Here is a 25,682-nt window from a genome sequence, read left to right on the forward strand (position 1 = left end):
TTTGCAACTGCTATCAAAGGAACGCTGTAGGCATTCTGCATTAAGCACTTGAGGTGTAATCAAGGTGCACCACGACGTTCACAGGCGCTAGACTGTCATCCTCCCCACCACCGGACAGGAGTCCCGGCGTGCCCGACCCCCGCAGTTTCCCCAGCGACCTGTGCCTTGAAAGCCCACGCCTGCAGCTGCGCCCCATGCGCCATGCTGACGCGCAGCAGTGGCTGACCATCATGGCCGACCCGGAAGTGATGCGTTATTGGTACCACGCTCCCTGGCAGACCCTGGCCGAAGCCGAAAGCGCCTTGGCCGCCGACCGCGAAGCCTACGCCGCCGGACAGTTGCTCAAGCTGGGCATGTACCGCCGCGACAATGGCGAGCTGATCGGCATGGTCCAGCTGTTCAACCTCGAGGAAGGCTCGCGGCGTGGCGAGATCGGCTACTGCCTGGCCAAGTCCGCCCAGGGCCGGGGCTATATGGACGAGGCGCTGACCTGCTTCATCGACTACCTCGCCCATACCCTGCATCTGCGTCGACTGGAGGCGGAAATCGACCCGCGCAACCAGGGCTCGGCACGTACTCTGGAGCGCCAGGGCTTCGTCCTGGAGGGCACCCTGCGCGCCCGCTGGTGCGTGGCCGGCGAGCTGTCTGACTCGGGGCTTTACGGTCTGTTGCTCGAACCGCCTGTCGCCTGACGCCCGCTTGCGCTATGGTCGCGCCTTTCGCTGCTGGATGGAGCCTGCGCGTGCCTGCTTTTTATGTGATGTTCACCCTCGTGCTGTTCCTTCTTTGCTTGTGTTTCGATGGCCTGATGATGGGCGTCGACGGGCATATGCCGGCGCTGCAGATACTGGTCATGGGCCCATGGGGCATTGCCTTCGGGTTGTACCAGTGGTTTGCCAATCCGTTGCTGGGGCTGGCGATCCTCGCCCGTAGGCGTTTTCGCCGGGTGGCGCTTGGCGCGGGCCTGATCGCCCTGAGCCTGGCGCTCAGTTGCCTGGGCATCGAGCGGCTGCCGGACAACCGCAGCTATGATTTCCTGCCGCTTACCGGTTTCGGCCCCGGCTACTACCTGTGGACACTGGCAATCCTGCTGTTCTGCCTGGGGCAGGGGTGGTGGTGCCGCAAGGTGCAGACGGCGCAGGATATGCCGCGCTGGCGCTGGTTCGATGTGCTGCTGATCGCGGTGCTGACGAGCACGATCTACGTGGCGACCAAGATGCCCAGCCTGGGCGTGCAAATTCGCAGTTCCGACGAGCCAATGGAGCAGGTGCAGGCAGGCTGAACTCTCCAGATTGGCTGCGCGGCCTTTTTGTCGGAGGGCGAGACGCGCCTTGGGTTTGGAAAGACGGCAGGGGCTGGGTTAAGGTCGCAGCTCGTCCGCTTTCACCAGGTGCCTGACTTGCCCGCTTTCTACCTGACCACAAGCCTCGCCCTGTACCTGCTGAGCCTGGCCTTCGATGGTGCCCTGACAGGCGCAGGGCGACATGTACCGGCATTGCAGATGCTGCTCTACGGGCCGTGGGGTATTGCCTTTGGCCTGTACCAGTGGTTCGCCAACCCACTGCTGGCGTTGGCGATCCTCGTCCACCGACGGTTCCGCCGCCTGGCACTGGGGTGCGGCCTACTGGCGCTGTATCTGGCGGCCAGCAGCTTTGCGATCACCCGCTTGCCGGACAACCAGAGCTACGCCTTCCAGGACGTGACCGGCTTTGGCGCGGGCTTCTACCTGTGGTTGATGGCGATCCTGGTGTTTTGCATGGGGCAGCTCTGGTGGTGCTGGAAGGCGCGTTCAGCAGCGGATGTCCCGGGCTGGGGCTGGCTCGATGTGGCGCTGATCGCGGCCCTCAGCGTGGCGCTGTATGCCGGTACGCAGATGCCGTCGCTGCGTTTCGAGCCGCACAAGGTGATCGTGCCGCCGGAGCAGCCGCGCACCTTGTGATGGCCTTAACGCGCCGTGCCCCACTGCACCGCGATCATCCCAAGCACGATCATTCCCACTCCCGCCAGCCGCAGCAGGTTCACCGGTCGCTCCGGCAGGCCCATGAGGCCGAACTGGTCGATCAGCAGCGACGACAGCACCTGCCCGGCCACCACGCAGACGATGAACCCCGCCGCGCCTAGCCGTGGCGTCAGCACCAGCGCGGCGGTGATGTAGAGCACTCCGGCAACCCCGCCGAACCAGGCCCACCAGGGCGCATGGGCCAGTTGCTGCACCTGTGGCAGCGGCGCGCGCATCAGTAGCAGGGCCGGCACCAGCATCAGCAGGCTGACCAGCAACGACACCCCGGCCGCCCACAGCGGATGACCGAGCAGGCGCCCGAGCGCGGCGTTGCTGCCCGCCTGAAACGGCACGGCAGCCCCGGCGAGCAGGGCGATGAGCAAGGGGAGGGCGGCGAAGAGGCTGGCGGGCATGGTGTCTACTCCTGATCAAAACACTGGCCTCAGTCTTCGCTATGCACTTCAATGATGGAAATTCGAACTTCGCACAGGCTGTATTCTTGGCATGGATGATTTGCGCCGTATCGACCTCAATCTATTGCTGACCCTGCACGCCCTGCTCAGCGAGCAGCATGTCTCGCGTGCGGCATTGCGCCTGCACCGCAGCCAGCCGGCGGTCAGCCATGCGTTGGCGCAGTTGCGCGAGATCTTCGCCGATCCGCTGCTGGTGCGACGCGGTGGTCGCCTGCAGCTGACGGCCCGCGCCGAAGCTCTGCACGCGCCGTTGCATGAGGCTTTGCAGCAACTCGACGGATTGCTCGGCACGCCGGGCTTCGAGCCGGCGCGGGCCCGGCGTACCTTTCGCCTGGCCATGTCCGACTATGGCGCCCGTGTGGTGTTGCCAGCGTTGATGCGCCTGCTGCGACGCGAAGCGCCGGGCATCGACCTGGTGGTGTCCCAGGGCAGCCGCGAGGCGATGCTCGGCCAGTTGATCGACGGCGAGGCGGACCTGGCGCTGGGTGTGTTTCCGGAGTTGCCGACAGAAATGACCCAGCAGGTGCTGTTCGAGGAGTCCTTCGTCTGTCTGGCCGACCGCGCCAGCCTGCCGCCCCGCGGCGGCCTGGCGCTGGACCCGTGGCTGGCGCGCCCCCATGTGCTGGTGGCGGTGCGCCCCGGCATCGACAACGAAATCGACCAGGCCCTGGCCATCTTGGGCGCACGTCGGCGCATCGCCTTGACCCTGCCGCATTGGGGCGTGGCTCAACGTGTCATTGCCGGGACCGACCTGGTGCTCACCGTGGCGCGGCGCAGTCTCGCCGGTGCTCGCCTGGACCCCGCCTTGCGCCAGTTCGCGCCGCCCCTGGCGATCTCGCCGTTCGCCTTCGCCCAGGCCTGGCACTCGCGGCGCGACGGCGATGCCGGGCACCGCTGGCTGCGGGCGCAAATCCAGGCGCTGTGCGTGAACGAAGGCGGAGCAGAATGCTAGGCTGTGCCGCATTCATTTGCGAAAAGGGAAGCCCATGTTCAAGCATTGCCTGGTCGGCGCCGCCGCCCTGCTGATCGTTGCCGGCGCCCAGGCCGAGGACTATTCGCCTACTTACACCCGGTGCATGGACAAAGCCTCCAGCACGCTGGCAATGGGCGCCTGCATCCAGGCCGAAACCCGGTTGCAGGATGACCGGCTGAACCGGGTCTACAAGCAGCTCATGGCCAAGCTCGACAGCCAGCAGCAGAAGGACCTGCGCGAAGTCCAGCGCACCTGGATGAAGTACCGCGACGGCAACTGCGCATTCCACGGCAAGTTGAGCACCGGAAGCATCTACCGCATCGAAGGCGCGATGTGCGAAATGGACATGAGCAAGGACCGGGCGGCGGAGCTGGAACGGGTGCTCAGCCCGGGGCAGTAGCGCAGCATCAGCTTACAGATTGGCGGGTGAACTGGTCGGCTGAAGGGTATCGCCGCGACGCTGATGGCTGTATTTTTGTACAGCTCATGGACAGCACGTTCACCAAGGGAGGAGCACATGCCTGAAAGCATCGATGTCGCCAATTACTTCCTCACCCTGGAAGGCGAGACGGGTGAGATCTCGAACCTGAAGCTGCAGAAGCTCGTCTACTACGCGCAGGGCTTCAGCCTGGCCTTGCTGGGCGCCCCGTTGTTCGAAGAACGTATCGAGGCCTGGATGCATGGCCCGGTCGTGGCCGACCTCTACCGTCGGTTCAGCCAGCATGGCTCGAACCCGATCCCGATGCCTGCAGTGTTCGAGCCGACCTGCTTTTCCAGGGATCAGACCCGCCTGATCAAGGAGGTCTTCGAGGTCTATGGGCAGTATTCGGCGTGGAAGCTCCGTCAACTGACCCATGAAGAAGACCCCTGGCGGGATAACTATCAGGAGGGCGCTTTCAGCCGGGAGATTCCCCGGGACGAAATGCAACGGTATTTCAGGAATCACCTGGTGAACTGAGCGATGGTACGTAAGCGGCTCAAGGAGCGAGATGCCCAGGGAAATCAGGTAAGAGCACGCCACATGGCTGGCGAGTCTGACGAGTCGGACCTGCGCCCCCCGGTGTTCTCACTGGAGTATCTGCAATCAGGTTGGTGCATTCAGGACTGCCAGCATGCAGAGCGCGCCAGGATGCTCGAGCGCTTGCGTCAGATCAGTCAGCGCACGTGGCGAGAGATCCGCCAGCTCGATCGCCATGGCTATGGTACGGAGACGATTTCGCGCGGCAGTATCAGGGCTGTATTGCCTTCATTCCTCACTGAAGATGTTCGGCTGCTGGCGTTCAGGGCTTTCGACCTGGTGGCGATGGTGGGGTACCGCAGTGGGCGGATTTTTCATGTGATCTGGATAGATCGTGAGTTCAAGTTGTACAAGCATTGACGCGGAGTACAGTGACCCCTTTGGTTGGGCGGGCAAGCCCGCTCCAACAAGGGAGTAGGAGCGGGCTTGCGATTCAGGCGCCGCGTTGCTCACGCAGTGCCCGGGCCTTCAGGTACTCACGCACTTCCACCCCGTCTCCGGCGAACTCGATCCGCTGTGCCTTGGCCGCCCGCTGGTAGGCGTACATCGGATCGTAGTATTCCTTGAGCAGCCCTTCGATCCACCCTCGGTGCAGGCTCACGTCACCACTGCGCAACTGCTCCTCCAGCGCCTGGTCGAGCAACGCCGACAGCCGCTGGAAGCGCTCGCCGCCCAGGCGCTTGTAGATGTTGGCCATGCTCTGGCGCATGCGTTCGGCGAACAGCGGGCCGCCGGCCTCTTCACCGTGCACGGCGATGAACTCGGCGCACAGGTTGATCACGTAATCGCGCAGGATGCGTTCCACGCGATGCGCGAAGCTGTCTTCGAGCCACACCAGCGGATAGCGTTGCATGCCCTGGTAAAGCTCCAGCGGCACCGCGCAGCTGCCGACCACGCGGCCTTCGTCCTCGAGCACGAATTGGTCGATGCCACGCTCGCGCTTCTTCAGGATGTCGATGGCCAGCGTATTCTCGAAGTCGATCTGCGCCGGCTGCGCGGTGGCGCGCTTGCCGAAGCTGGAGCCGCGGTGGTTGGCGTGGCCTTCCAGGTCCAGCACGTTGTCCAGCTGGAGCAGCACGTCGGTCTTGCCGGTGCCGGTCAGGCCGCCCAGCAGCACGAAGTCGCAGTACTGCACCGCTTGCTGGGTCGTTTCCAGCAGCAAGGTGCGCATGGCCTTGTAGCCGCCCACCACCTTCGGATACTGGATGCCGGCTTCCTTGAGCCAGCCCTGGACGATCTGTGAGCGCAACCCGCCACGGAAGCAGTAGAGGTAGCCGTCGGGGTGAGCCTGGGTGAATGCCGCCCAGGCCTCCAGGCGCTGCTCTTTGAGCGCGCCGTTGACCAACTGGTGGCCCAAGGCAATGGCGGCGGCCTGACCCTGCTGCTTGTAGCAGGTACCGACTTTCTGCCGCTCCTGGTCGTTCATCAGCGGCAGGTTGACGGCGCCGGGGAAAGCGCCCTTGGTGAATTCGATCGGCGCGCGCATGTCCATCATCGGCACGTCGTCGAGGAACAGCTGTTTCAGCTCGGTGCAGTCGGGGCGCATCAGATCACCTCGACTGCGTGGCTCTGTCGCTCGACCAGCTCACCGATCGGCGCCAATTCGAGCCCGAGCTCCCGTGCCACGGCGAGGAAATCGGCCTCGCCCTGCGGGCTGACTGCCACCAGCAGGCCACCGCTGGTCTGCGGGTCGCACAGCAGGTGCTTCTGCTCGTCGCTCAGCGCGCCGATCTTGTCGCCGTAGCTGTCGAAGTTACGCAAGGTGCCGCCTGGGATGCAGCCCTCGGCCAGGTAATGTTCGACGCTGGGCAGGCGCGGCACCGCAGCGAATTGCAGGCGCGCGGTGAGGCCGCTGCCTTCGGCGACTTCGACCAGGTGGCCGAGCAGGCCGAAGCCGGTGACGTCGGTCATCGCCTGCACGCCGTCGAGCTTGCCGAAGCGGCTTCCCGGTGTGTTGAGGGTGCACATCCAGTCGCGGGCCAGGCCCTGGTCCTGTTCGCGCAGCTTGGCTTTCTTCTCGGCGGTGGTGAGGATGCCGATGCCCAGCGGCTTGGTCAGGTACAGGCGGCAGCCGACGCTGGCGGTGTCGTTGCGCTTGAGGTGGCGCTTGCTCACCACGCCGGTCACGGCCAGGCCGAAGATCGGTTCCGGGGCGTCGATGGAGTGGCCACCGGCCAGGGGGATGCCTGCCTCTGCGCAGACCGCGCGACCACCGCGGATCACTTCGCGGGCGACCTCCGGCGGCAATAGGTTGATCGGCCAGCCGAGGATGGCGATGGCCATCAGCGGGTCGCCGCCCATGGCGTAGATGTCGCTGATGGCGTTGGTGGCGGCGATGCGACCGAAGTCGTACGGGTCGTCGACGATGGGCATGAAGAAGTCGGTGGTCGAGACCACGCCGCGCTCGTCATCCAGGGCGTAGACGGCAGCGTCGTCGCGCGAGGCGTTGCCGACCCAGAGGTTCGGGTCGAGGGCCTGCGTACCGCTCTCGGCGAGGATCACATCCAGGACCTTGGGAGAAATCTTGCAGCCGCAACCAGCGCCGTGGCTGTACTGTGTCAGACGAATCGGCTCGCTCATGTGCACCTCGACTTTTCGTGATGCGCGATTGTAGCAAAGCTGGCCTTTGTGCCTGCGACTCTTATACTTCCCGCGATGCGACACTGACCCAAGCCCCGCTATTGAACCGGAGAACCCCCCATGCTCAAACGCCCCCTGGCACTGTTTGCCGGTCTCGCGTTGTCCTGCTGCGCCGTGGTCGCCCAGGCCGCCGACGTCCTGCGCGTCAGCGCCATCCCCGATGAAGCACCGACCGAACTGCTGCGCAAGTTCAAGCCGCTGGGTGAATACCTCGAGCAGCAGTTGGGCATGAAGGTGCAGTTCGTGCCGGTCGCCGACTACCCCGCGGTGGTCGAGTCGCTGGCCAGCGATCGCCTGGACCTGGCCTGGTTGGGGGGCTTCACCTTCGTTCAGGTGCACCTGAAGGACCCGACCGCCACGCCATTGGTGCAGCGGGAGCAGGATGCCCAGTTCACCTCCAAGTTCATCACCGCCAACCCTGACGTGAAGAGCCTGGCCGACCTGAAGGGCAAGACTTTCGCCTTCGGCTCGATTTCGTCCACCTCCGGCAGCCTGATGCCGCGCTACTTCATGCTCAAGGAAGACAACATCAAGCCTGAGAGCTACTTCAGCCGCGTCGCCTATTCCGGTGCCCACGACGCCACCGTGGCCTGGGTGGCGGCGGGTAAGGTCGATGCAGGCGTACTCAACGCCAGCGTATGGCAGAAACTGGTCGATGCCGGCAAGGTCGATACCGACAAGGTCAAGGTATTCGCCACCACACCGACGTATTACGACTACAACTGGACCGCGCGCGGCAAAATGGACCCGGCGCTGAAAGAGAAGATCAAGCAGGCCTTCCTCGCCCTGGATCCGGCCAAGCCTGCGGACAAGGTGATCCTCGACCTGCAGGCCGCCAGCCGCTTCATCGAAACCAAGCCTGAGAACTACCAGGGTACCGAGCAGGCCGCACGCGAGGCCGGCCTGCTGAAGTGAGCATTCGTCTGCACGAGGCCAGCCTGCGCCACGGCAAGGTACAGGCCCTGAATGCCGTCGACCTGTGTATCGACAAGGGGGAGCGGGTTGCGATCATCGGGCCCTCCGGGGCCGGCAAGTCCAGCCTGCTGCACCTGATGGCCACGGCCACCCGGCCCAGCGCCGGGCTGCTCGATGTGCTCGACGCGCAGCCGTGGGCGTTGTCGGCGCACGCGCGCCAGCGCCTGCGCGCGCGCATCGGCCTGGTGCACCAGGCGCCGCCGTTGCCGCCGCGCCAGCGAGTGGTGACGGCAGTGCTGGCCGGTCGGCTGGGGCAGTGGAGCACCTTGCGTGGCCTGCTCAACCTGGTGCATCCGGGCGATGTGCCGGGGGCCCGTCAGGTTCTGGCTGACCTGGGGCTGGCGGACAAGCTGTTCGTCCAGTGCGGGCAGTTGTCCGGGGGGCAGCTGCAGCGGGTCGGCATCGCCCGAGTGCTCTACCAGCGCCCGGAGGTGCTGTTGGCCGATGAGCCCGTTTCGGCTATGGACCCGGTCCTGGCCGATCACAGCCTGGCGCTGCTCAATCGGCATGCCCAGGCGCATGGCGTGACCCTGGTCGCCAGCCTGCATGCGGTGGAGCTGGCGCTGGCGCATTTCCCGCGGGTCATTGGTATCCGCGAAGGGCAGGTGGCCTTCGACTGCCCGGCTGAGGCGGTGAGCGAAAGCCTGCTTGAGGCGCTCTACGCCAATGAACAGCTGGCCTCGCCGGTCAGCGTGGGAGCGACCCTGACCGTGCAGATTCCGCGATGTTGAACGTCGACGCCCGCGACCCCGCAGCGCTGCCCCGTTTGTTGCTGACGCTGTTGTGCCTGGCGCTGCTGTGGCCGGGGCTTTACGTGAGCGAGCTGAACCCCGGCGTGCTGCTGCAGGCGGAGAACCGTCAGCAGATGGCCAGTTTCGTCGGTGCTTTCTGGCCGCCGGCCCACGATGCGGCGTTTCTCGGCCTGCTTTGGGCTGCTACCTTGCAGACCTTGGCCGTGGCGACCGTCGGCATGGCCCTGGCCCTGATGCTGGCGGTGCCGGCCAGCCTGCTGGCCAGCCGCGCCCTGTCGCTGCGTGCGGCATCCCAAGGCGGTCGCCCAGGCTCCTGGTCACGGGGTGTGCGCCTGCCGGTGCGTGGCCTGCTGGTGTTCCTGCGCAGCGTGCCGGAGATCGTCTGGGCGCTGCTGTTCGTCCGCGCCGTGGGCCTGGGGCCGACCGCCGGGGTGCTGGCCATCGCCATCACCTACAGCGGCATGCTCGGCAAGGTCTACGCGGAAATCTTCGAGTCGGTGGACCAGCGCCCGGCGCATGCCTTGCTGCAGGCCGGCAGCGGTCGTCTGTCCGCTTTCTGCTACGGCATCCTGCCCAACGCGGCGGCGGAAGTCGTGTCGTATACCGTTTACCGTTGGGAGTGCGCGGTACGCGCTTCGGTGGTGATGGGTTTCGTCGGGGCCGGAGGGCTGGGGCAGCAGATCGACCTGTCGATGCGCATGTTTGCCGGTGACCAGGTGGCGAGCATGTTGCTGGCGTTCCTGGCGCTGGTGATGTTGGCCGACCTGCTCAGCCGCTTGCTGCGCGGGAGGCTTGCATGAGCCGGGCGATCAACCTGCTGGTGCTGCTGGGTATCGTGGTAGCGGTGTTGGCTTCATTCGCCTACCTGGAGCTGGACCTGCATGCCGTGATCGGCGATGGAGGGCTCGGGCAGATGGCCGAGTACGCTGGGCGCTTCCTGCAACCGGACCTGTCGTTCGAGCATCTGCGCGCCGTGGGTCATGGCGCGCTGGAAACCCTGGCGATGTCCGGGTTGGGTACCCTGCTGGCAATGCTGTTGGGCATGGTGCTGGCGTTGCCGGCCGCCGGGCGTTTTGGCTGGCCGTTGCAGGGCGCGTCGCGCCTGCTGCTTAACGCGCTGCGGGCGATTCCGGAGCTGGTCTGGGCCGCGCTGACCGTGCTGGCCGCAGGCCTGGGGCCGAATGCCGGTACGCTGGCGCTGGCCCTGCACACTGCCGGGGTGCTGGGGCGGCTGTTCGCCGAGGCGCTGGAAAATGCACCGCCAGAGCCTGCGGCGGCGATCCGCTTGCAAGGTGGCAACCAAGTGGTGGCGTTCTGTTTCGGCACGTTGCCCAATCTGTGGCCGCAACTGCTGGCGTACAGCCTCTATCGCTGGGAGAACAACATCCGCATGGCCAGCGTGCTGGGCTTCGTGGGGGCGGGCGGGCTGGGGCAGATGCTCTACGCGACCCTGAGCCTGTTCCAGGAGGCCCAGGCCAGCACGGTGATCATCGCCATGCTGGTGCTGGTGTTGCTGGTGGACGCCCTGAGCGATGTCTTGCGCCAACGTTTCGTGCGCGCCTGAGTGTAATTCGCGGCACCTGATCCCTGACTGTAGTCCTGCTCCGGGCCCACGCCAAGCCCTGTTCGTCAATCCGAAAAATAAACTTCACCTGAGCGTAAAAAGACTTTTTCCGGTCATGGTTTTTGCGGTATCAAGGAACCAGACAGCCGAACCCTGCAGCACAGGTGGCGTCATCCACGCCTTCCTTGCCAGGTGAGCTTCCCGCCCGTAACGACGCGGATACGGGGAGAACGGCAGTCACTCTGCGGCGCAGCCGTTCGCGCCGTGTGGCTTTCACATAAGGTGAACGAGTATGGATGACCAAGGACGCACCCCTTCCTCCAACCAGCCAATCCTGTATGTGCTCGATACCAACGTCCTGATTCACGACCCCAACGCCCTGCTCAACTTCGAGGAGCACCACGTCGCCATACCGATGACGGTGCTGGAGGAACTCGACAAGCTCAAGACCGGTAAACAGACCATCGCCGCCGAATGTCGCCAGGCCATCCGCCTGATCGACCAGACCCTCGGCGACGCCTCGCCCAGCGATGTCGAGCAGGGCGTGCCGATCCAGCGCGGCAAGAGCGGGCCCAAGGGCTTCCTGTCCATCCTTATGAGCACGCGCAACGAGCCCAACCGCCTGCTCCCCGAGAACCTCGCCGACAACATCATCATCAACCAGCTGCTGGACCTGCGCGCCAAGCGCAAGGACCTCGACGTGGTGCTGGTGACCAAGGACATCAACATGCGCCTGAAGGCGCGTGCCTGCGGGATCGCCGCCGAGGACTACAGCACCGACCAGTTGGTCGACGATGTGTCCTTGCTGTCTAAGGGCTACCACTCGGTCACAGGGTCGTTCTGGGACCGCGTGAGCAAGGTCGACACGCGCCAGGAGCGTGGCCGTACCTGGCATCGGGTGCAGTTGACGGACAACTTGCCCGCCGTGCACGTCAACGAGTTCATCATCGACGAGCAGGGCTTCGTCGGCTGGATCAAGGGCATCCGCAACGACGAACTGCTGCTGCTCGACCTGCACCAGGAACCGCTGCTGCACCAGGAGGCCTGGGGGCTCAAACCACGGGATATCCACCAGAGCCTGGCGCTGTTCGCCTTGCTCGACCCGGATATCCACCTGGTCAACCTGACCGGCGCGGCGGGCTCGGGCAAGACCATCCTGGCGCTGGCCGCAGCCATCGAGCAGACGATGGTCAGCAAGCGCTACCGGCGTATCATCGCCACCCGCAGCGTGCAGGGGCTGGACCAGGAGATCGGCTTCCTGCCGGGTACCGAGGCGGAGAAGATGGAGCCTTGGCTGGGCGCGATCACCGACAACCTCGAAGCCTTGCACATGGATGACGAGAGCACCCACGGCAGTGTCGAGTACATCCTCGAGCGGGTGCCGCTGCAGTTCAAGTCGCTGAACTACATCCGTGGGCGCAGCTTCCAGCAGAGCCTGATCCTCATCGATGAGTGCCAGAACCTCACGCCACACCAGATCAAGACCATCATCACCCGTGCCGGGACCGGCTCGAAGGTGGTCTGCCTGGGCAACCTGGCGCAGATCGACACCCCTTACCTGTCGGCCACCAGTTCCGGGCTGACCTACCTCACCGAGCGCTTCAAGGACTTCCCCCACGGCGTTCATATCACCCTGCAGGGTGTGCCACGCTCGGTACTGGCCGAGTACGCCGAGTCGCACCTGTAACCTGTCGCCAGCAAGCCCGTCCCCACTTTTGGGGCGGGCTTGCCCTGCGATGCGCTGTTCTGCCCTCTGCTCAAAGCTGACCGGCGGGTTTACACTCTGTCATCCCTTCCCAGGAGCAGAGCAGTGCTGACTCATCTTGATTCCCAGGGGCGCGCCAACATGGTCGACGTCACTGAAAAGGCCGTGACCGCCCGCGAGGCGATTGCCGAGGCACGGGTGCGCATGTTGCCGGACACCCTGCGCATGATCGTCGATGGCCAACACCCCAAGGGCGACGTGTTCGCCGTGGCGCGCATCGCCGGCATCCAGGCGGCGAAGAAGACCAGCGACCTGATCCCGCTGTGCCATCCGCTGATGCTCACCGGCGTCAAGGTCGAGCTGGCCGCCGAGGGCGAGGACGTGGTGCACATTGTCGCCCGCTGCAAGCTGGCCGGGCAGACCGGCGTCGAAATGGAGGCGCTCACCGCCGCGAGCGTCGCCGCGCTGACGATCTACGACATGTGCAAGGCAGTGGACAAAGGCATGGTCATCGAGCAGGTGCGCCTGCTGGAGAAGACCGGTGGCAAGAGCGGCCACTACAAGGTGGAGGGGTGATGAAGGTCAAGGTCATGTATTTCGCCCGCTACCGTGAGTTGCTGGGCATCGACGCCGAGCGCCTGGAAGGTGACTTCAAGGTGCTGGACGACGTGCGCCAGGCCTTGGCGGGCAAGGGTGGGCACTACGCGGTGCTGGCCGAGCAGAACCTGATGTGTGCCCGCAACGAAGAGCTGTGCCGGCTCGATGAGCCATTGGAAGAGGGTGACGAGATCGCGTTCTTCCCACCTGTGACCGGAGGTTGACCATGGCCGTGCGCGTTCAGGAGGCGGCCTTCGACCCGGGCGCCGAAGTCAACGTCATGCACGCCGCCAATGTCGGCGTGGGCGCGGTGGTCGGGTTTGTCGGCTATGTGCGCGACTTCAACGATGGCCGGGAGGTGGCGGGGATGTTCCTCGAGCACTATCCGGGCATGACCGAGAAGGCCCTGGCCAAGATCGTGGTCGAGGCCGAAGGGCGTTGGCCGCTGCTCAAGGTCGAGGTACTGCACCGAATCGGCGCCCTGGAACCGGGCGAGCCGATTGTCTTTGTCGGCGTGGCCAGCGCGCATCGGCAGGCGGCGTTCGATGCCTGCAACTTCATCATGGACTACCTGAAGACCCGAGCGCCGTTCTGGAAGAAGGAGAATACCCAGGAAGGGCCGCGCTGGGTGGAAGGCAAGCAGAGCGACCAGGATGCGGCGGGGCGCTGGTGATGCTCTATTCGCTGGCCGGGGCTGCGCCCCGGATCGCCGGCAAGCCGGCTCCCACAGGAGCGCGTATCTCTGTGGGAGCCGGCTTGCCGGCGATAGGGCAGCGTAGCGGCCCCGATCCTGCCATTCAGTGATGCTTGCGCGGCACGGGCTTCAACAGCTCGTCCGGCGGCATCTCGCACTTGATCTTGCGCCCCAGCAACTCTTCGATCGCTGGCAACTGGTACGAATCGTCCTCGCCGGCAAAGCTGATCGACACGCCGCTGGTGCCGGCGCGACCGGTGCGGCCGATGCGGTGCACGTAGTCGTCCGGGTCTTCCGGCAGGGTGAAATTGATCACATGGCTGATGCCGTCGATGTGGATGCCTCGGCCGGCCACGTCGGTGGCCACCAGCACGGTGATGCGCCCTTCACGGAAGCTTTCCAGGGTGCGGATACGCTTGTGCTGCGGCACGTCGCCCGAGAGCTGGGCGGCGTTGATGCCGTCGCGCACCAGTTTTTCCTCGATGCGCCGCACCTCGTCCTTGCGGTTGGCGAAAACCATCACCCGTTCCCACTTGTTCTGCGTAACCAGGTTGTACAGCAGCTTGTACTTGTCGCTGCCGGCCACGGCGTAGACGTGCTGTTCGACGGTCTCGCTGGCGACGTTCTCCGGCTCGATCTCGACGATGGCCGGGTTGGTGGTCCACTGCTTGGCCAGGTTCATCACGTCGTCGGTGAAGGTGGCGGAGAACAGCAGGGTCTGGCGCTCGCTCTTGGGCGGGGTCTGGCGGATGATCTGGCGGACCTGGGGGATGAAGCCCATGTCGAGCATGCGGTCGGCCTCGTCCAGCACCATTACCTCGACCATGTCCAGGTGCACCTCGCCGCGCTGGTTGAAGTCCAGCAGGCGACCCGGGGTGGCTACCAGGATGTCGCAATGGCGCGCTTCCAGCGACTTGAGCTGCTTGTCGAAGTCCATGCCGCCGACAAAGCTCATCACGTTCAGGCCGGTGTACTTGGTCAGTGCCTGGGCATCCTTGGCGATCTGCACCACCAGCTCGCGGGTCGGGGCGATGATCAGCGCCCGCGGCTCGCCCATGTAGCGTTCCTTGGGCGGTGGGGTCTGCTGCAGCTGCGAGATGATCGAGATCAGGAACGCGGCGGTCTTGCCGGTGCCGGTCTGGGCCCGGCCGATAGCGTCCTGGCCGCGCAGGGTGTAACCCAGGACCTGGGCCTGGATCGGCGTGCAATAGGGGAAACCGAGGTCGTGGATGGCATGCATCAGCTCATTGGAGAGCTTGAAATCGTGGAAACGCGTCTTGCCTTCCTGCGGCTCGACCACAAAGTCCTCGGGCTTCCACAGGCTGGCCTGGGGTTTGGGCTTGCGTTCGCGACGCGGCTTGTCCTTGGGCGGTTGCTCGGCACGCGGTTGGTCTGCGGACTGCGGCTCGGCAGCGGTCTTTGCGGCGGCCTTGGGCTTGGCGTGCTGGCGTGTCGGGGCCTTGGCGGCAGCCGGTTGCGCGGCTGGCGCGGGCGGGATCGTGGCGACGGGCTCGGCGGCCTGTGGCGCGGTGTCTGCCTTGGCGAATATTTTCTTGAGTGCCTTGAGCACGGTCGTCTCGTCAACTGGTTAAGGAATGTACGCCGGGCAGTGTAAAGCAAGAATCGGGCGCGGCGTAGTGCAATACGGGCTGGGCTACAGAATCACTGCAACTGGCGGCTCAGCCAGTCGTGGATGTCCGTCAGTTCCTCGACCACCACTTCGTGCTCCATCGGGTATTCATGCCACTGGGCGGCCACACCCCAGGTATTGAGGTACTCGAACGCCGTGCGGCCCATCGAGGGGATCACCACCGGGTCGTGCACACCGTGCAGGCACAACGCCGGCGTGCGCTGCTGGCAGGCACTCAGCTGCTGCGCGTCGCTGAAGGTCGGCGCGTAGGTGGAGAGGGCGATGACCCCGCCCAACGCTTCCTGCCACTTTATATAGGCTGTGTGCAGCACCACCGCACCACCCTGGGAAAACCCGGCGAGGAAGATGCGCGACAAGTTGATGCCCTTGGCCTGTTCGGCCTTGATCAGGGCGATCACCTGGTCGGCCGACTCTTCCAGTTGCGCTTCGTCGATGGCTCGCGCTGGGGTCATGGCCTTGATGTCGTACCAGCTGGGCATCTGGTAGCCGCCGTTGATGGTTACCGGGCGCGTCGGCGCCTGGGGCATGATGAAGCGGGTGCTGAGCAGGCGTTCCTGCATGAATTCCGCTACCGGTAGGAAGTCGTAACGGTCGGCTCCCAGGCCGTGCAACCAGATCACACAGGCGTCGGCGGTTTTCTGCGGTTCGAGAATCAGCGGTTGGGTCATGACTGCTCCGAAAGAGTGCTGGCGTACTGATGTAGTGCGTAAAAAGAAGGCATTGGCGGTTAATGCCAAAAAAAGATGTCGCAACTCTACAACTTTTCCTACTTGACTACCGCTTTATCGCTTAAGCCGTGGACTGTGGTACGCCCTTTGCTATGTCCTTGTCATGCGAAGAGGTGGGCCGGTCCCGGTAACACCCCTCGTGTGGATCGAAGGCTGTCATAGAACAGCCCATTGCGCCAATTGACCCAAAAACAAGCCAACAAGGGGTCGGATGCGCCTCATAAGGGTGCGGTGCAATTCCGGCTCATACAACAAGAGCGATTTGGAGGTTGTTGATGAAGATGTTGAAAACCACCCTGGCAGTCCTGACCGCCGCCGCCGCGCTGGGCGCCACCAGCTTCGCCCAGGCCGGCGCCACCCTCGACGCGGTGAAGAAGAAGGGCTTCATCCAGTGTGGCGTGAGCGATGGTCTTCCCGGCTTCTCCGTGCCTGACGCACAGGGCAAGATCGTCGGCATCGACGCCGATGTGTGCCGCGCCGTGGCTGCCGCCGTGTTCGGCGATGCGACCAAGGTCAAGTTCAGCCAGCTCAACGCCAAGGAGCGCTTCACCGCGCTGCAGTCCGGCGAAGTCGACGTGCTGTCGCGCAACACCACCTGGACCAGCTCGCGTGATGCCGGCATGGGCCTGGTGTTCGCCGGCGTCACCTATTATGACGGCGTCGGTTTCCTCGCCAACAAGAAGCTCGGTGTCTCCAGCGCCAAGGAGCTCGACGGCGCCACCATCTGCATCCAGGCCGGCACCACCACTGAACTGAACGTCTCCGACTATTTCCGCGCCAACAACCTCAAGTACACCCCGATCACCTTCGACACCTCCGACGAGAGCGCCAAGTCGCTGGAGTCCGGCCGTTGCGACGTGCTGACCTCGGACAAGTCGCAGCTGTTCGCCCAGCGCTCCAAGCTGGCCGCGCCGACCGAGTACGTGGTGCTGCCGGAAACCATCTCCAAGGAGCCCCTGGGTCCCGTCGTGCGCAAGGGCGACGAGGAATGGTTCAGCATCGTCAAGTGGACCCTGTTCGCCATGCTCAACGCGGAAGAAGCAGGGGTCACTTCGAAGAACGTCGAGGCCGAGGCCAAGTCCACCAAGAACCCTGACGTCGCCCGCCTGCTGGGCGCCGATGGCGAGTACGGCAAGGACCTCAAGCTGCCCAAGGACTGGGTAGTGCAGATCGTCAAGCAAGTCGGCAACTATGGCGAAGTGTTCGAGAAGAACCTGGGCCAGAGCACCGACCTGAAGATCGACCGTGGCATGAATGCCCTGTGGAACAACGGCGGCATCCAGTACGCGCCACCTGTGCGCTGATGGCTGCACCCCGCGGCGGCATCCTGCCGCCGCGGGTCGTTCGAATCCCTTCTTTTCGGGGCACTTCATGCAAAATCAAATCGGCGCACGGAAAGGGTTTTCCCTTAGTGATCCACGTGTGCGCGCGTGGCTGTTCCAGATCCTCACGGTGGTCTTCGTGGTGGGCCTGGGCTGGTACCTGTTCCACAACACCCAGACCAACCTGCAGCACCGGGGCATCACCTCGGGCTTCGACTTCCTCGAGCGCAGTGCCGGCTTCGGCATCGCCCAGCACCTGATCCCCTACGTGGAATCGGACAGCTACGCCCGGGTGTTCGTCATCGGCCTGCTCAACACCCTGCTGGTGACCTTCATCGGCATCATCCTGGCTACCTTGCTGGGCTTCATCATCGGCGTGGCGCGGCTGTCGCCGAACTGGATGATCAGCAAGCTGGCGACGGTGTACGTGGAGACCTTCCGCAACATCCCACCGCTGTTGCAGATCCTGTTCTGGTACTTCGCCGTGTTCCTGACCCTGCCGGGGCCGCGGGGCAGCATCGATATCGACGACACCTTCTTCATCAGCAACCGTGGCCTGAACATGCCTGGCGCCGCCATGGCCGAGGGCTTCTGGCCGTTCATGATCGCGTTGGTGCTGGCGATCGTCGCCATCGTGTTGATGGTGCGCCTGGCCAACAAGCGTTTCGATGAAACCGGCCAGCCGTTCCACAAGTTCTGGGTGGGCCTGCTGCTGCTGATCGGCATCCCCGGTGTGTGCGCGTTGCTGTTCGGCAGCCCGGTGCACTGGGAAGTGCCGCAGCTCAAGGGCTTCAACTTCGTCGGCGGTTGGGTGCTGATCCCCGAGCTGCTGGCGCTGACCCTGGCGCTGACCATCTACACCGCAGCGTTCATCGCCGAGATCGTGCGCTCGGGTATCCGTTCGGTCAGCCACGGCCAGACCGAGGCGGCCCGTTCGCTGGGCCTGCGCGAAGGCCCGACGCTGCGCAAGGTGATCATCCCCCAGGCGTTGCGGGTGATCATCCCGCCGCTGACCAGCCAGTACCTGAACCTGGCGAAGAACTCGTCGCTGGCTGCCGGCATCGGCTACCCGGAGATGGTCTCGCTGTTCGCCGGTACCGTGCTCAACCAGACCGGCCAGGCCATCGAGGTGATCGCCATCACCATGAGCGTCTATCTCGCCATCAGCATCAGCATTTCGCTGTTGATGAACTGGTACAACAAGCGCATTGCGCTGATCGAACGGTGAGGGTCCTTCCGTGACAGCCCATGTTTTCAAACCCGACATGCCGCCACCGGTGAAGACCGTTGGCGTGCTCGCCTGGATGCGGGCCAACCTGTTCTCCAGCTGGCTCAACACTTTGCTGACGCTGTTCGCGCTGTACCTGGTGTGGCTGATCGTGCCGCCGCTGGTGCAGTGGGCGTTCATCGACGCCAACTGGGTTGGCACCACCCGCGCCGACTGCACCAAGGAGGGCGCCTGCTGGGTGTTCATCCAGCAGCGCTTCGGCCAGTTCATGTACGGCTATTACCCGACGGAACTGCGCTGGCGCGTCGACCTGACCGTGTGGCTCGCCGTGCTCGGCGCGGCCCCGTTGTTCATCAAGCGCTTCCCGCGCAAGGCTGTGTATGGCCTGGGCTTCCTGGTGGTGTATCCGATCCTGGCCTACATCCTGCTGCACGGTGGCACGCTAGGACTGGACACCGTGCCCACCAGCCAATGGGGCGGCCTGATGTTGACCCTGGTGATCGCCACGGTCGGCATTGTCGGCGCGTTGCCACTGGGCATCCTGCTGGCCCTGGGGCGGCGCTCTAACATGCCGGCGGTGAAGGTGGTCTGCGTGACCTTCATCGAGTTCTGGCGCGGCGTGCCACTGATCACCGTACTGTTCATGTCCTCGGTGATGTTGCCGCTGTTCCTGCCCGAAGGCATGAGCTTCGACAAGCTGCTGCGGGCGATGATTGGCGTGATCCTGTTCCAGTCGGCGTACATCGCCGAGGTGGTGCGCGGTGGCCTGCAGGCCATCCCCAAGGGCCAGTACGAAGCCGCCGCGGCCATGGGCCTGGGCTACTGGCGGGCGATGGGCCTGGTGATCCTGCCCCAGGCGCTCAAGCTGGTGATCCCTGGCATCGTCAACACCTTCATTGCCCTGTTCAAGGACACCAGCCTGGTGATCATCATCGGCCTGTTCGACCTGCTCAACAGCGTCAAGCAGGCCGCAGCCGACCCGGCCTGGCTGGGCATGGCGACCGAGGGCTATGTGTTCGCCGCCCTGGTGTTCTGGATTTTCTGTTTCGGTATGTCCCGCTACTCCATGCATCTGGAGCGCAAGCTGGACACTGGCCACAAGCGTTAGGAGTTTCGAAATGAGTGAAGCGATCAAGCAGCCTGCCGGCCCCGAAGGCATCATCCAGATGCAGGGCGTGAACAAGTGGTACGGCCAGTTCCATGTGCTCAAGGACATCAACCTGAACGTGCGCCAGGGCGAGCGTATCGTGCTGTGCGGGCCGTCGGGCTCGGGCAAGTCGACCACCATCCGCTGCCTCAACCGGCTGGAAGAGCACCAGCAGGGGCGTATTGTCGTCGACGGCGTCGAGCTGACCAACGACCTCAAGCAGATCGAGGCGATCCGCCGCGAGGTGGGCATGGTGTTCCAGCATTTCAACCTGTTCCCGCACCTGACCATCCTCGAGAACTGCACCCTGGCGCCTATGTGGGTGCGCAAGCTGCCGCGGCGCAAGGCAGAGGAAATCGCCATGCACTTCCTCGAGCGCGTGCGCATTCCGGAGCAGGCGCACAAGTACCCGGGGCAGTTGTCCGGCGGTCAGCAGCAGCGGGTGGCGATTGCCCGGGCGCTGTGCATGAAGCCGAAGATCATGCTGTTCGACGAACCGACTTCGGCGCTGGACCCGGAGATGGTCAAGGAGGTGCTCGACACCATGGTCAGCCTGGCCGAGGATGGCATGACCATGCTCTGCGTGACCCACGAGATGGGCTTTGCCCGCACCGTGGCGAACCGGGTGATCTTCATGGACAAGGGGGAGATCGTCGAGCAGGCGGCGCCGGACGACTTCTTCGACCGGCCGCGCAGTGACCGGACCAGGCTGTTCCTGAGCCAGATCCTGCATTGATGTACCCGGGGCCGCTTCGCGGCCCTTTCGCCGCGGTTCGTCGCCACGACAAGCCGGCTCCCACTCCGACCGCACGGCCCTCAATTCAAGCGCCGTCCCTGTGGGAGCTGGCTTGCCAGCGATGAGGCCCTTGCAAACGACACAGGGCAGTTGCTCCCACATCAATCAGGCCTATAGCAACTTTGGGAGCCGGCTTGTCGTGGCGACGTGACGCGGTAAAGGGGCCGCTGAGCGGCCCCACACCTGTAGCCTTACTTCTCTTCCTTGGCGGCCACCGGCGCTGGTGGTGGCCGCAGGCCCACCTCGGCGATCAGCTTGATCTGCTGACCATTGCGCATCACTTCGATGCTGATCTTGTCGGTCGGCTTGATCCGCGCCACCTGGTTCATCGACTTGCGCCCGTCACCGGCGGGCTCGCCGTTGATACTCATGATCACATCGCCCAGTTGTAGCCCCGCACGTGCCGCCGGCCCGTCGCGGAAAATACCGGCGACCACGATTCCCGGGCGCCCCTGCATGCCAAACGATTCGGCCAGTTCCTGGCTCAGCGGCTGCACTTCGATGCCCAGCCAGCCACGGATCACCTGGCCATGCTCGATAATCGACTTCATCACCTCCAATGCCAGCTTGACCGGGATGGCGAAGCCGATACCTTGCGAACCACCGGACTTGGAGAAGATCGCGGTATTGATGCCCACCAGGTTGCCGTTGGCATCCACCAGCGCACCGCCGGAGTTGCCCGGGTTGATCGCAGCGTCAGTCTGGATGAAGTCTTCGTAGTTGTTGAGGCCCAGCTGGTTGCGGCCGGTGGCGCTGATGATGCCCATGGTCACGGTCTGACCGACACCAAAGGGGTTGCCGATGGCCAGGGTCACGTCACCGATATGGATGCTGTCGGAGCGGCCGATGGTGATCGCCGGCAGGCTCTTGAGGTCGATCTTCAGTACTGCCAGGTCGGTTTCCGGGTCGCTGCCGATCACCCGGGCGAGGGTCTCGCGGCCATCCTTGAGGGCCACGACGATCTGGTCGGCGCCGCTGGTGACGTGGTTGTTGGTCAGCAGGTAGCCTTCCGGGCTCATGATTACCGCCGAGCCGAGGCTCGACTCCCAACGCCGCTGCTTGGGCAGGTTGTCGCCGAAGAAGCGGCGGAACTGCGGGTCCTCGAACAGCGGGTGCGCGCTCTTGTTCACCACTTTGGTGGTATAGAGATTGACCACTGCGGGCGCGGCCAGGGTCACGGCATCGGCATAGGAGACCGGCCCCTGCATGAGCTTGGTGGTTTGCGGGGCTTGTTGCAGGTTGACGTCCTGGCTGGGCAGGCCGACCCATTCGGGGAAGCGCTGGATGACCAGCATGGCGATCAGCACACCGGTGAGCAGGGGCCAGCCGAAGTAACGCAGAGCCTTGAGCATGAATCGATCCTGGGAGTGGGACGGGGGCCGTGTCTATGGGCCCGGGGCGCGAGCGGGCGCGATCATACACCTGAAGATACCGAACGGCGATGGCCGGACACCCCGAGCGCCTGCTGGCGGTTTCCCCCACGCCGGCGACGGCCCATAATGGCGGCCATTATAGGGCCTGACGCCCGTCGCAATGCCGAATTCGAGGAGATTTTTCATGGCCGTCGCCCTCAATATCCTGGTCGAGGAAGCCGAGCGCTACCTGGCCAGCGCCAGGATCCAGGATTACTGCCCCAACGGCCTGCAGGTCGAAGGCCGTCCCCAGGTCAGCCGCATCGTCAGCGGCGTGACCGCCAGCCAGGCGCTGCTGGACGCTGCGGTCGAGGCCGAGGCCGACCTGATACTGGTGCACCATGGCTACTTCTGGAAGGGCGAAAACCCCTGCGTTACCGGCATCAAGCAGCGGCGCTTGAAGACCCTGCTCAAGCACGACCTCAGCCTGCTGGCCTTCCACTTGCCGCTGGACGTGCACCCGGAGGTGGGCAACAACGTGCAGTTGGCGCGCCAGCTGGACATCACCGTCGAAGGTCCGTTGGACCCCAACAATACCAAGGTAGTGGGCCTGGTCGGCTCGCTGGCCGAACCGGTATCGGCCCGAGATTTCGCCCGCCGCGTGCAGGAGGCACTGGGGCGTGAGCCGCTGCTCATCGAGGGTGAGCAGACGATCCGCCGGGTCGGCTGGTGCACCGGGGGCGGGCAGGGCTACATCGACACCGCCATCGCCGCCGGAGTCGACCTGTTCCTCAGTGGCGAGGCGTCGGAGCAGACCTTCCACAGTGCCCGCGAGAACGGCATCAGCTTCATCGCCGCCGGTCACCACGCAACAGAGCGCTACGGCGTGCAGGCGCTGGGCGATTACCTGGCGCGTCGCTTTGCCCTGGAGCACCTGTTCATCGATTGCCCGAATCCGATCTGACGGCCTCATCGCGGGCTTGCCCCGCGATGCTTTTTTGCCCAAACCCCCAGTCATATCATTAGACCTTTTCGATCTAGCCACCCGCCTAAATAGAATCAGGTGCTGTGATAAAGTGGCTCGCTCGAACACGGCCCGCAGGCCGTCCATAAGATCGTTTTTCGTGAGTAGCCATGGTCGACAATCTGACGCACTTGAAACAGCTGGAGGCGGAGAGCATCCACATCATCCGCGAGGTGGCCGCCGAGTTCGACAACCCGGTGATGCTGTACTCGATCGGCAAGGATTCCGCGGTCATGCTGCACCTGGCGCGCAAGGCGTTCTTCCCGGGCAAGCTGCCGTTCCCGGTGATGCACGTCGACACCCAGTGGAAGTTCCAGGAGATGTACCGCTTCCGCGACAAGATGGTCGAAGAGATGGGCCTGGAGCTGATCACCCACGTCAACCCCGAGGGTGTGGCGCAGGGCATCAACCCGTTCACCCATGGCAGTTCCAAGCACACCGATATCATGAAGACCCAGGGCCTGAAGCAGGCGCTGGACAAGCATGGCTTCGATGCCGCCTTCGGTGGCGCGCGCCGCGACGAAGAGAAGTCCCGCGCCAAGGAGCGCGTCTACTCGTTCCGTGACAGCAAGCACCGCTGGGATCCGAAGAACCAGCGCCCGGAGCTGTGGAACATCTACAACGGCAAGGTCAACAAGGGCGAGTCGATCCGCGTGTTCCCGCTGTCGAACTGGACCGAGCTGGACATCTGGCAGTACATCTACCTCGAGGGCATCCCGATCGTGCCGCTGTACTTCGCCGCCGAGCGTGAAGTAATCGAGAAGAACGGCACCCTGATCATGATCGACGACGAGCGCATCCTCGAGCACCTGAGCGACGAGGAGAAGGCGCGCATCGTCAAGAAGAAAGTGCGTTTCCGTACCCTGGGCTGCTACCCGCTGACGGGGGCGGTCGAGTCCGAAGCCGAGACCCTGACGGACATCATCCAGGAAATGCTCCTGACCCGGACGTCCGAACGCCAGGGCCGTGTCATCGACCACGATGGTGCCGGCTCCATGGAAGACAAAAAACGCCAAGGCTACTTCTAATTTCAGGGTTCCAGCATGTCGCACCAATCTGATCTGATCAGCGAGGACATCCTCGCCTACCTGGCCCAGCACGAGCGCAAAGAGCTGTTGCGCTTCCTCACCTGCGGCAACGTGGACGACGGCAAGAGCACCCTGATCGGGCGCCTGCTGCACGATTCGAAGATGATCTACGAGGACCACCTCGAGGCCATCACCCGTGACTCGAAGAAGTCCGGCACCACCGGCGAGGAAGTCGACCTGGCGCTGCTGGTCGACGGCCTGCAGGCCGAGCGCGAGCAGGGCATCACCATCGATGTCGCCTACCGCTACTTCTCCACCGCCAAGCGCAAGTTCATCATCGCCGACACCCCGGGGCACGAGCAGTACACCCGCAACATGGCCACCGGCGCCTCGACCTGCGACCTGGCGATCATCCTGGTCGACGCCCGCTATGGCGTGCAGACCCAGACTCGCCGGCACAGCTATATCGCGTCGCTGCTGGGTATCAAGCACATCGTCGTCGCGGTCAACAAGATGGACCTCAAGGGCTTCGACGAGCAGGTCTTCGAGTCGATCAAGGCCGACTACCTGAAGTTCGCCGAGGGCATCAACCTGAAGCCTTCGAGCCTGCACTTCGTGCCGATGTCGGCGCTCAAGGGCGACAACGTGGTCAATCGCAGCGAGCGTTCGCCGTGGTACACGGGCCCGGCGCTGATGGAGATCCTCGAGACTGTCGAGGTGGCCGCTGACCGCAATGTCACCGACCTGCGTTTCCCGGTGCAGTACGTCAACCGCCCGAACCTCAACTTCCGTGGCTTCGCCGGCACCATCGCCGGTGGCGTGGTGCACAAGGGCGACGAGATCGTCGTGCTGCCGTCGGGCAAGAGCAGCCGGGTCAAGTCCATCGTCACCTATGAAGGTGAGTTGGAGAACGCCGGCCCTGGCCAGGCGGTGACCCTGACCATGGAAGACGAGATCGACATCTCCCGCGGCGACCTGCTGGTGCATGCCGACAATGTGCCGACGGTCACCGACCAGTTCGACGCCATGCTGGTGTGGATGGCCGAGGAGCCGATGCTCCCGGGCAAGAAATACGACATCAAGCGCGCCACCAGCTATGTGCCGGGTTCGATCGCCAGCATCACCCACAAGGTCGATGTGAACACCCTGGAGCAGGGCGCGGCCAGCGCGCTGCAACTCAACGAAATCGGCCGGGTCAAGGTCGCCCTGGACAGCGCCATCGCCCTGGACGGTTACGAGAGCAACCGCACCACCGGCGCATTCATCGTCATTGACCGCCTGACCAACGGCACCGTCGGTGCCGGCATGATCATTGCCCCGCCGGTTCTGCCGCACGGTGGCACTGGCCAACACGGCAAGTTGGCTCATGTGTCCACCGAAGAGCGCGCCCTGCGCTTCGGCCAGCAGCCGGCCACCGTGCTGTTCAGCGGCCTGTCGGGCGCCGGCAAGAGCACCCTGGCCTACGCCGTGGAGCGCAAGCTGTTCGACATGGGCCGTGCGGTGTACGTGCTCGATGGCCAGAACCTGCGCCACGACCTGAACAAGGGCCTGCCGCAGGACCGCGCTGGACGCACCGAGAACTGGCGCCGCGCCGCCCATGTGGCGCGCCAGTTCAACGAAGCCGGTCTGCTGACACTGGCCGCGTTCGTCGCGCCGGACGCCGAAGGCCGCGAGCAGGCAAGGGCGCTGATCGGCAAGGAGCGCCTGGTGACCGTGTACGTCCAGGCTTCGCCGCTGGTGTGCCGCGAGCGTGACCCGCAGGGCCTGTATGCCGCCGGTGGCGACAACATCCCGGGCGAGAGCTTCCCGTTCGATGTGCCGCTGGATGCGGACCTGGTGATTGACACCCAGTCGGTCAGCGTCGATGAAGGCGTGAAGCTGGTGCTGGATGTGCTGCGTCAGCGTGGGGCGATCTGATTGATTGCCTGACGTGAAAAACCCCGCTTCGGCGGGGTTTTTCATTTAGGGCTGCTTTGCAGCCCATCGCTGGCAAGCCAGCTCCCACAGGATGGCGCA

28 protein-coding genes are annotated in these 25,682 nt (G+C 64.4%); 22 read left to right on the forward strand and 6 right to left on the reverse strand.

What is annotated here, in order from left to right; translation table 11 throughout:
• Positions 1 to 128 precede the first annotated feature (128 nt).
• From ACZ9C1_RS23105 to ACZ9C1_RS23115, 3 genes are all read left to right on the forward strand, one after another.
• Positions 129 to 692 carry a GNAT family N-acetyltransferase gene (locus ACZ9C1_RS23105; RefSeq protein ID WP_277502960.1) on the forward strand — a complete coding sequence of 188 codons (564 nt, stop codon included), beginning with the start codon at positions 129 to 131 and terminating at the stop codon, positions 690 to 692.
• A 50-nt stretch (positions 693 to 742) separates the two neighbouring features.
• Entirely contained in the window at positions 743 to 1,282 is a 540-nt protein-coding gene (locus ACZ9C1_RS23110; protein ID WP_476254418.1) for a hypothetical protein, read from the forward strand.
• A gap of 117 nt (positions 1,283 to 1,399) precedes the next feature.
• Positions 1,400 to 1,939, forward strand: coding sequence for a hypothetical protein (locus ACZ9C1_RS23115; RefSeq protein WP_457378417.1), 540 nt, complete (start codon positions 1,400 to 1,402; stop codon positions 1,937 to 1,939).
• 5 nt (positions 1,940 to 1,944) lie between these two features.
• Here the strand turns inward: ACZ9C1_RS23115 and ACZ9C1_RS23120 are convergent, their stop codons facing one another.
• Entirely contained in the window at positions 1,945 to 2,412 is a 468-nt protein-coding gene (locus tag ACZ9C1_RS23120) for a DMT family transporter (RefSeq protein WP_038707398.1), read from the reverse strand.
• A gap of 91 nt (positions 2,413 to 2,503) precedes the next feature.
• Here ACZ9C1_RS23120 and ACZ9C1_RS23125 point away from each other — a divergent pair, with 91 nt between their 5' ends.
• From ACZ9C1_RS23125 to ACZ9C1_RS23140, 4 genes are all read left to right on the forward strand, one after another.
• On the forward strand, positions 2,504 to 3,424 hold the full coding sequence (locus ACZ9C1_RS23125) for a LysR family transcriptional regulator (RefSeq protein WP_457378416.1): 921 nt from the start codon (positions 2,504 to 2,506) through the stop codon (positions 3,422 to 3,424).
• Between the two features lie 34 nt (positions 3,425 to 3,458).
• The gene (locus tag ACZ9C1_RS23130) at positions 3,459 to 3,845 is read left to right on the forward strand and encodes a lysozyme inhibitor LprI family protein (RefSeq protein ID WP_457378415.1); all 387 of its coding nucleotides are present in this window, start codon (positions 3,459 to 3,461) and stop codon (positions 3,843 to 3,845) included.
• A gap of 117 nt (positions 3,846 to 3,962) precedes the next feature.
• On the forward strand, positions 3,963 to 4,403 hold the full coding sequence (locus tag ACZ9C1_RS23135; RefSeq protein ID WP_046857043.1) for a Panacea domain-containing protein: 441 nt from the start codon (positions 3,963 to 3,965) through the stop codon (positions 4,401 to 4,403).
• Between the two features lie 63 nt (positions 4,404 to 4,466).
• Positions 4,467 to 4,823: a hypothetical protein gene (locus tag ACZ9C1_RS23140; protein ID WP_476254419.1), complete on the forward strand. Its 357-nt coding sequence runs from the start codon at positions 4,467 to 4,469 to the stop codon at positions 4,821 to 4,823.
• A 73-nt stretch (positions 4,824 to 4,896) separates the two neighbouring features.
• On the opposite strand, the gene mnmH is transcribed toward ACZ9C1_RS23140, so the two are convergent.
• A complete protein-coding gene (gene mnmH, locus ACZ9C1_RS23145; RefSeq protein WP_476254420.1) occupies positions 4,897 to 6,009 on the reverse strand; it encodes a tRNA 2-selenouridine(34) synthase MnmH in 1,113 nt (370 codons plus the stop codon).
• Complete coding sequence (gene selD, locus ACZ9C1_RS23150) at positions 6,009 to 7,043, reverse strand: selenide, water dikinase SelD (protein WP_277502967.1); 1,035 nt, start codon at positions 7,041 to 7,043, stop codon at positions 6,009 to 6,011. Before selD ends, mnmH begins: the two co-directional genes overlap by 1 nt.
• Positions 7,044 to 7,163: 120 nt before the next feature.
• On the opposite strand from selD, the gene ACZ9C1_RS23155 reads away from it, so the two are divergent.
• The 8 genes from ACZ9C1_RS23155 to moaE all read left to right on the forward strand — a co-directional run bounded on the left by ACZ9C1_RS23155 (position 7,164) and on the right by moaE (position 13,369).
• The gene (locus ACZ9C1_RS23155) at positions 7,164 to 8,018 is read left to right on the forward strand and encodes a putative selenate ABC transporter substrate-binding protein (protein WP_277502968.1); all 855 of its coding nucleotides are present in this window, start codon (positions 7,164 to 7,166) and stop codon (positions 8,016 to 8,018) included.
• On the forward strand, positions 8,015 to 8,809 hold the full coding sequence (locus tag ACZ9C1_RS23160) for a phosphonate ABC transporter ATP-binding protein (protein ID WP_139668750.1): 795 nt from the start codon (positions 8,015 to 8,017) through the stop codon (positions 8,807 to 8,809). Before ACZ9C1_RS23155 ends, ACZ9C1_RS23160 begins: the two co-directional genes overlap by 4 nt.
• Positions 8,803 to 9,630: a PhnE/PtxC family ABC transporter permease gene (locus tag ACZ9C1_RS23165; RefSeq protein ID WP_277502970.1), complete on the forward strand. Its 828-nt coding sequence runs from the start codon at positions 8,803 to 8,805 to the stop codon at positions 9,628 to 9,630. The genes ACZ9C1_RS23160 and ACZ9C1_RS23165 overlap by 7 nt, the downstream gene beginning before the upstream one ends.
• The gene (gene phnE / locus ACZ9C1_RS23170) at positions 9,627 to 10,394 is read left to right on the forward strand and encodes a phosphonate ABC transporter, permease protein PhnE (RefSeq protein ID WP_277502971.1); all 768 of its coding nucleotides are present in this window, start codon (positions 9,627 to 9,629) and stop codon (positions 10,392 to 10,394) included. Before ACZ9C1_RS23165 ends, phnE begins: the two co-directional genes overlap by 4 nt.
• 292 nt (positions 10,395 to 10,686) lie before the next feature.
• Positions 10,687 to 12,081 carry a PhoH family protein gene (locus ACZ9C1_RS23175; RefSeq protein ID WP_102685458.1) on the forward strand — a complete coding sequence of 465 codons (1,395 nt, stop codon included), beginning with the start codon at positions 10,687 to 10,689 and terminating at the stop codon, positions 12,079 to 12,081.
• Between the two features lie 123 nt (positions 12,082 to 12,204).
• Positions 12,205 to 12,675 (forward strand): cyclic pyranopterin monophosphate synthase MoaC, encoded by a 471-nt coding sequence (moaC, locus tag ACZ9C1_RS23180; RefSeq protein ID WP_046857035.1) that lies wholly within the window; start codon positions 12,205 to 12,207, stop codon positions 12,673 to 12,675.
• On the forward strand, positions 12,675 to 12,920 hold the full coding sequence (gene moaD / locus ACZ9C1_RS23185; protein WP_023629385.1) for a molybdopterin converting factor subunit 1: 246 nt from the start codon (positions 12,675 to 12,677) through the stop codon (positions 12,918 to 12,920). Before moaC ends, moaD begins: the two co-directional genes overlap by 1 nt.
• 2 nt (positions 12,921 to 12,922) lie before the next feature.
• Positions 12,923 to 13,369, forward strand: a complete 447-nt coding sequence (gene moaE / locus ACZ9C1_RS23190; protein WP_277502972.1) for a molybdopterin synthase catalytic subunit MoaE — start codon at positions 12,923 to 12,925, stop codon at positions 13,367 to 13,369.
• Between the two features lie 124 nt (positions 13,370 to 13,493).
• Here the strand turns inward: moaE and rhlB are convergent, their stop codons facing one another.
• Positions 13,494 to 14,960 (reverse strand): ATP-dependent RNA helicase RhlB, encoded by a 1,467-nt coding sequence (rhlB, locus tag ACZ9C1_RS23195; protein ID WP_457378411.1) that lies wholly within the window; start codon positions 14,958 to 14,960, stop codon positions 13,494 to 13,496.
• 92 nt (positions 14,961 to 15,052) lie between these two features.
• Positions 15,053 to 15,709, reverse strand: coding sequence for an alpha/beta hydrolase (locus ACZ9C1_RS23200; RefSeq protein ID WP_110700510.1), 657 nt, complete (start codon positions 15,707 to 15,709; stop codon positions 15,053 to 15,055).
• A 335-nt stretch (positions 15,710 to 16,044) separates the two neighbouring features.
• Between ACZ9C1_RS23200 and ACZ9C1_RS23205 the strand changes: the two genes are divergently transcribed.
• From ACZ9C1_RS23205 to ACZ9C1_RS23220, 4 genes are all read left to right on the forward strand, one after another.
• Entirely contained in the window at positions 16,045 to 17,073 is a 1,029-nt protein-coding gene (locus ACZ9C1_RS23205) for an amino acid ABC transporter substrate-binding protein (RefSeq protein WP_198754366.1), read from the forward strand.
• 67 nt (positions 17,074 to 17,140) lie between these two features.
• Positions 17,141 to 18,319 (forward strand): amino acid ABC transporter permease, encoded by a 1,179-nt coding sequence (locus tag ACZ9C1_RS23210; protein ID WP_476254421.1) that lies wholly within the window; start codon positions 17,141 to 17,143, stop codon positions 18,317 to 18,319.
• Between the two features lie 10 nt (positions 18,320 to 18,329).
• Positions 18,330 to 19,427: an amino acid ABC transporter permease gene (locus tag ACZ9C1_RS23215; protein ID WP_110700506.1), complete on the forward strand. Its 1,098-nt coding sequence runs from the start codon at positions 18,330 to 18,332 to the stop codon at positions 19,425 to 19,427.
• Positions 19,428 to 19,437: 10 nt separating this feature from the next.
• Positions 19,438 to 20,202 (forward strand): amino acid ABC transporter ATP-binding protein, encoded by a 765-nt coding sequence (locus ACZ9C1_RS23220; protein WP_023629378.1) that lies wholly within the window; start codon positions 19,438 to 19,440, stop codon positions 20,200 to 20,202.
• Positions 20,203 to 20,453: 251 nt separating this feature from the next.
• Here ACZ9C1_RS23220 and algW read toward each other — a convergent pair whose 3' ends face one another.
• Positions 20,454 to 21,614, reverse strand: a complete 1,161-nt coding sequence (gene algW / locus ACZ9C1_RS23225) for a Do family serine endopeptidase AlgW (RefSeq protein ID WP_102685198.1) — start codon at positions 21,612 to 21,614, stop codon at positions 20,454 to 20,456.
• Between the two features lie 205 nt (positions 21,615 to 21,819).
• Here algW and ACZ9C1_RS23230 point away from each other — a divergent pair, with 205 nt between their 5' ends.
• From ACZ9C1_RS23230 to cysN, 3 genes are all read left to right on the forward strand, one after another.
• A complete protein-coding gene (locus ACZ9C1_RS23230; RefSeq protein ID WP_476254422.1) occupies positions 21,820 to 22,578 on the forward strand; it encodes a Nif3-like dinuclear metal center hexameric protein in 759 nt (252 codons plus the stop codon).
• 170 nt (positions 22,579 to 22,748) lie between these two features.
• The gene (gene cysD, locus ACZ9C1_RS23235) at positions 22,749 to 23,666 is read left to right on the forward strand and encodes a sulfate adenylyltransferase subunit CysD (protein WP_011535568.1); all 918 of its coding nucleotides are present in this window, start codon (positions 22,749 to 22,751) and stop codon (positions 23,664 to 23,666) included.
• Between the two features lie 15 nt (positions 23,667 to 23,681).
• The gene (cysN, locus tag ACZ9C1_RS23240) at positions 23,682 to 25,583 is read left to right on the forward strand and encodes a sulfate adenylyltransferase subunit CysN (protein WP_277502976.1); all 1,902 of its coding nucleotides are present in this window, start codon (positions 23,682 to 23,684) and stop codon (positions 25,581 to 25,583) included.
• Positions 25,584 to 25,682 lie beyond the last annotated feature (99 nt).

Source organism: Pseudomonas sp. TE21435, from assembly GCF_056279265.1.

What these genes read in the sequence shown, in the direction of transcription:
- ACZ9C1_RS23155 (WP_277502968.1), top strand. Translation starts at nt 7,164, where the DNA reads ATGCTCAAACGCCCCCTGGCACTGTTTGCCGGTCTCGCGTTGTCCTGC.
- ACZ9C1_RS23200 (WP_110700510.1), bottom strand. Translation starts at nt 15,709, where the DNA reads ATGACCCAACCGCTGATTCTCGAACCGCAGAAAACCGCCGACGCCTGT.
- ACZ9C1_RS23120 (WP_038707398.1), bottom strand. Translation starts at nt 2,412, where the DNA reads ATGCCCGCCAGCCTCTTCGCCGCCCTCCCCTTGCTCATCGCCCTGCTC.
- moaE (WP_277502972.1), top strand. Translation starts at nt 12,923, where the DNA reads ATGGCCGTGCGCGTTCAGGAGGCGGCCTTCGACCCGGGCGCCGAAGTC.
- ACZ9C1_RS23165 (WP_277502970.1), top strand. Translation starts at nt 8,803, where the DNA reads ATGTTGAACGTCGACGCCCGCGACCCCGCAGCGCTGCCCCGTTTGTTG.
- phnE (WP_277502971.1), top strand. Translation starts at nt 9,627, where the DNA reads ATGAGCCGGGCGATCAACCTGCTGGTGCTGCTGGGTATCGTGGTAGCG.
- mnmH (WP_476254420.1), bottom strand. Translation starts at nt 6,009, where the DNA reads ATGCGCCCCGACTGCACCGAGCTGAAACAGCTGTTCCTCGACGACGTG.
- ACZ9C1_RS23230 (WP_476254422.1), top strand. Translation starts at nt 21,820, where the DNA reads ATGGCCGTCGCCCTCAATATCCTGGTCGAGGAAGCCGAGCGCTACCTG.
- ACZ9C1_RS23140 (WP_476254419.1), top strand. Translation starts at nt 4,467, where the DNA reads ATGGCTGGCGAGTCTGACGAGTCGGACCTGCGCCCCCCGGTGTTCTCA.
- ACZ9C1_RS23220 (WP_023629378.1), top strand. Translation starts at nt 19,438, where the DNA reads ATGAGTGAAGCGATCAAGCAGCCTGCCGGCCCCGAAGGCATCATCCAG.
- ACZ9C1_RS23175 (WP_102685458.1), top strand. Translation starts at nt 10,687, where the DNA reads ATGGATGACCAAGGACGCACCCCTTCCTCCAACCAGCCAATCCTGTAT.
- moaD (WP_023629385.1), top strand. Translation starts at nt 12,675, where the DNA reads ATGAAGGTCAAGGTCATGTATTTCGCCCGCTACCGTGAGTTGCTGGGC.
- cysD (WP_011535568.1), top strand. Translation starts at nt 22,749, where the DNA reads ATGGTCGACAATCTGACGCACTTGAAACAGCTGGAGGCGGAGAGCATC.
- ACZ9C1_RS23135 (WP_046857043.1), top strand. Translation starts at nt 3,963, where the DNA reads ATGCCTGAAAGCATCGATGTCGCCAATTACTTCCTCACCCTGGAAGGC.
- ACZ9C1_RS23205 (WP_198754366.1), top strand. Translation starts at nt 16,045, where the DNA reads ATGAAGATGTTGAAAACCACCCTGGCAGTCCTGACCGCCGCCGCCGCG.
- algW (WP_102685198.1), bottom strand. Translation starts at nt 21,614, where the DNA reads ATGCTCAAGGCTCTGCGTTACTTCGGCTGGCCCCTGCTCACCGGTGTG.
- ACZ9C1_RS23125 (WP_457378416.1), top strand. Translation starts at nt 2,504, where the DNA reads ATGGATGATTTGCGCCGTATCGACCTCAATCTATTGCTGACCCTGCAC.
- ACZ9C1_RS23210 (WP_476254421.1), top strand. Translation starts at nt 17,141, where the DNA reads ATGCAAAATCAAATCGGCGCACGGAAAGGGTTTTCCCTTAGTGATCCA.
- selD (WP_277502967.1), bottom strand. Translation starts at nt 7,043, where the DNA reads ATGAGCGAGCCGATTCGTCTGACACAGTACAGCCACGGCGCTGGTTGC.
- cysN (WP_277502976.1), top strand. Translation starts at nt 23,682, where the DNA reads ATGTCGCACCAATCTGATCTGATCAGCGAGGACATCCTCGCCTACCTG.
- ACZ9C1_RS23130 (WP_457378415.1), top strand. Translation starts at nt 3,459, where the DNA reads ATGTTCAAGCATTGCCTGGTCGGCGCCGCCGCCCTGCTGATCGTTGCC.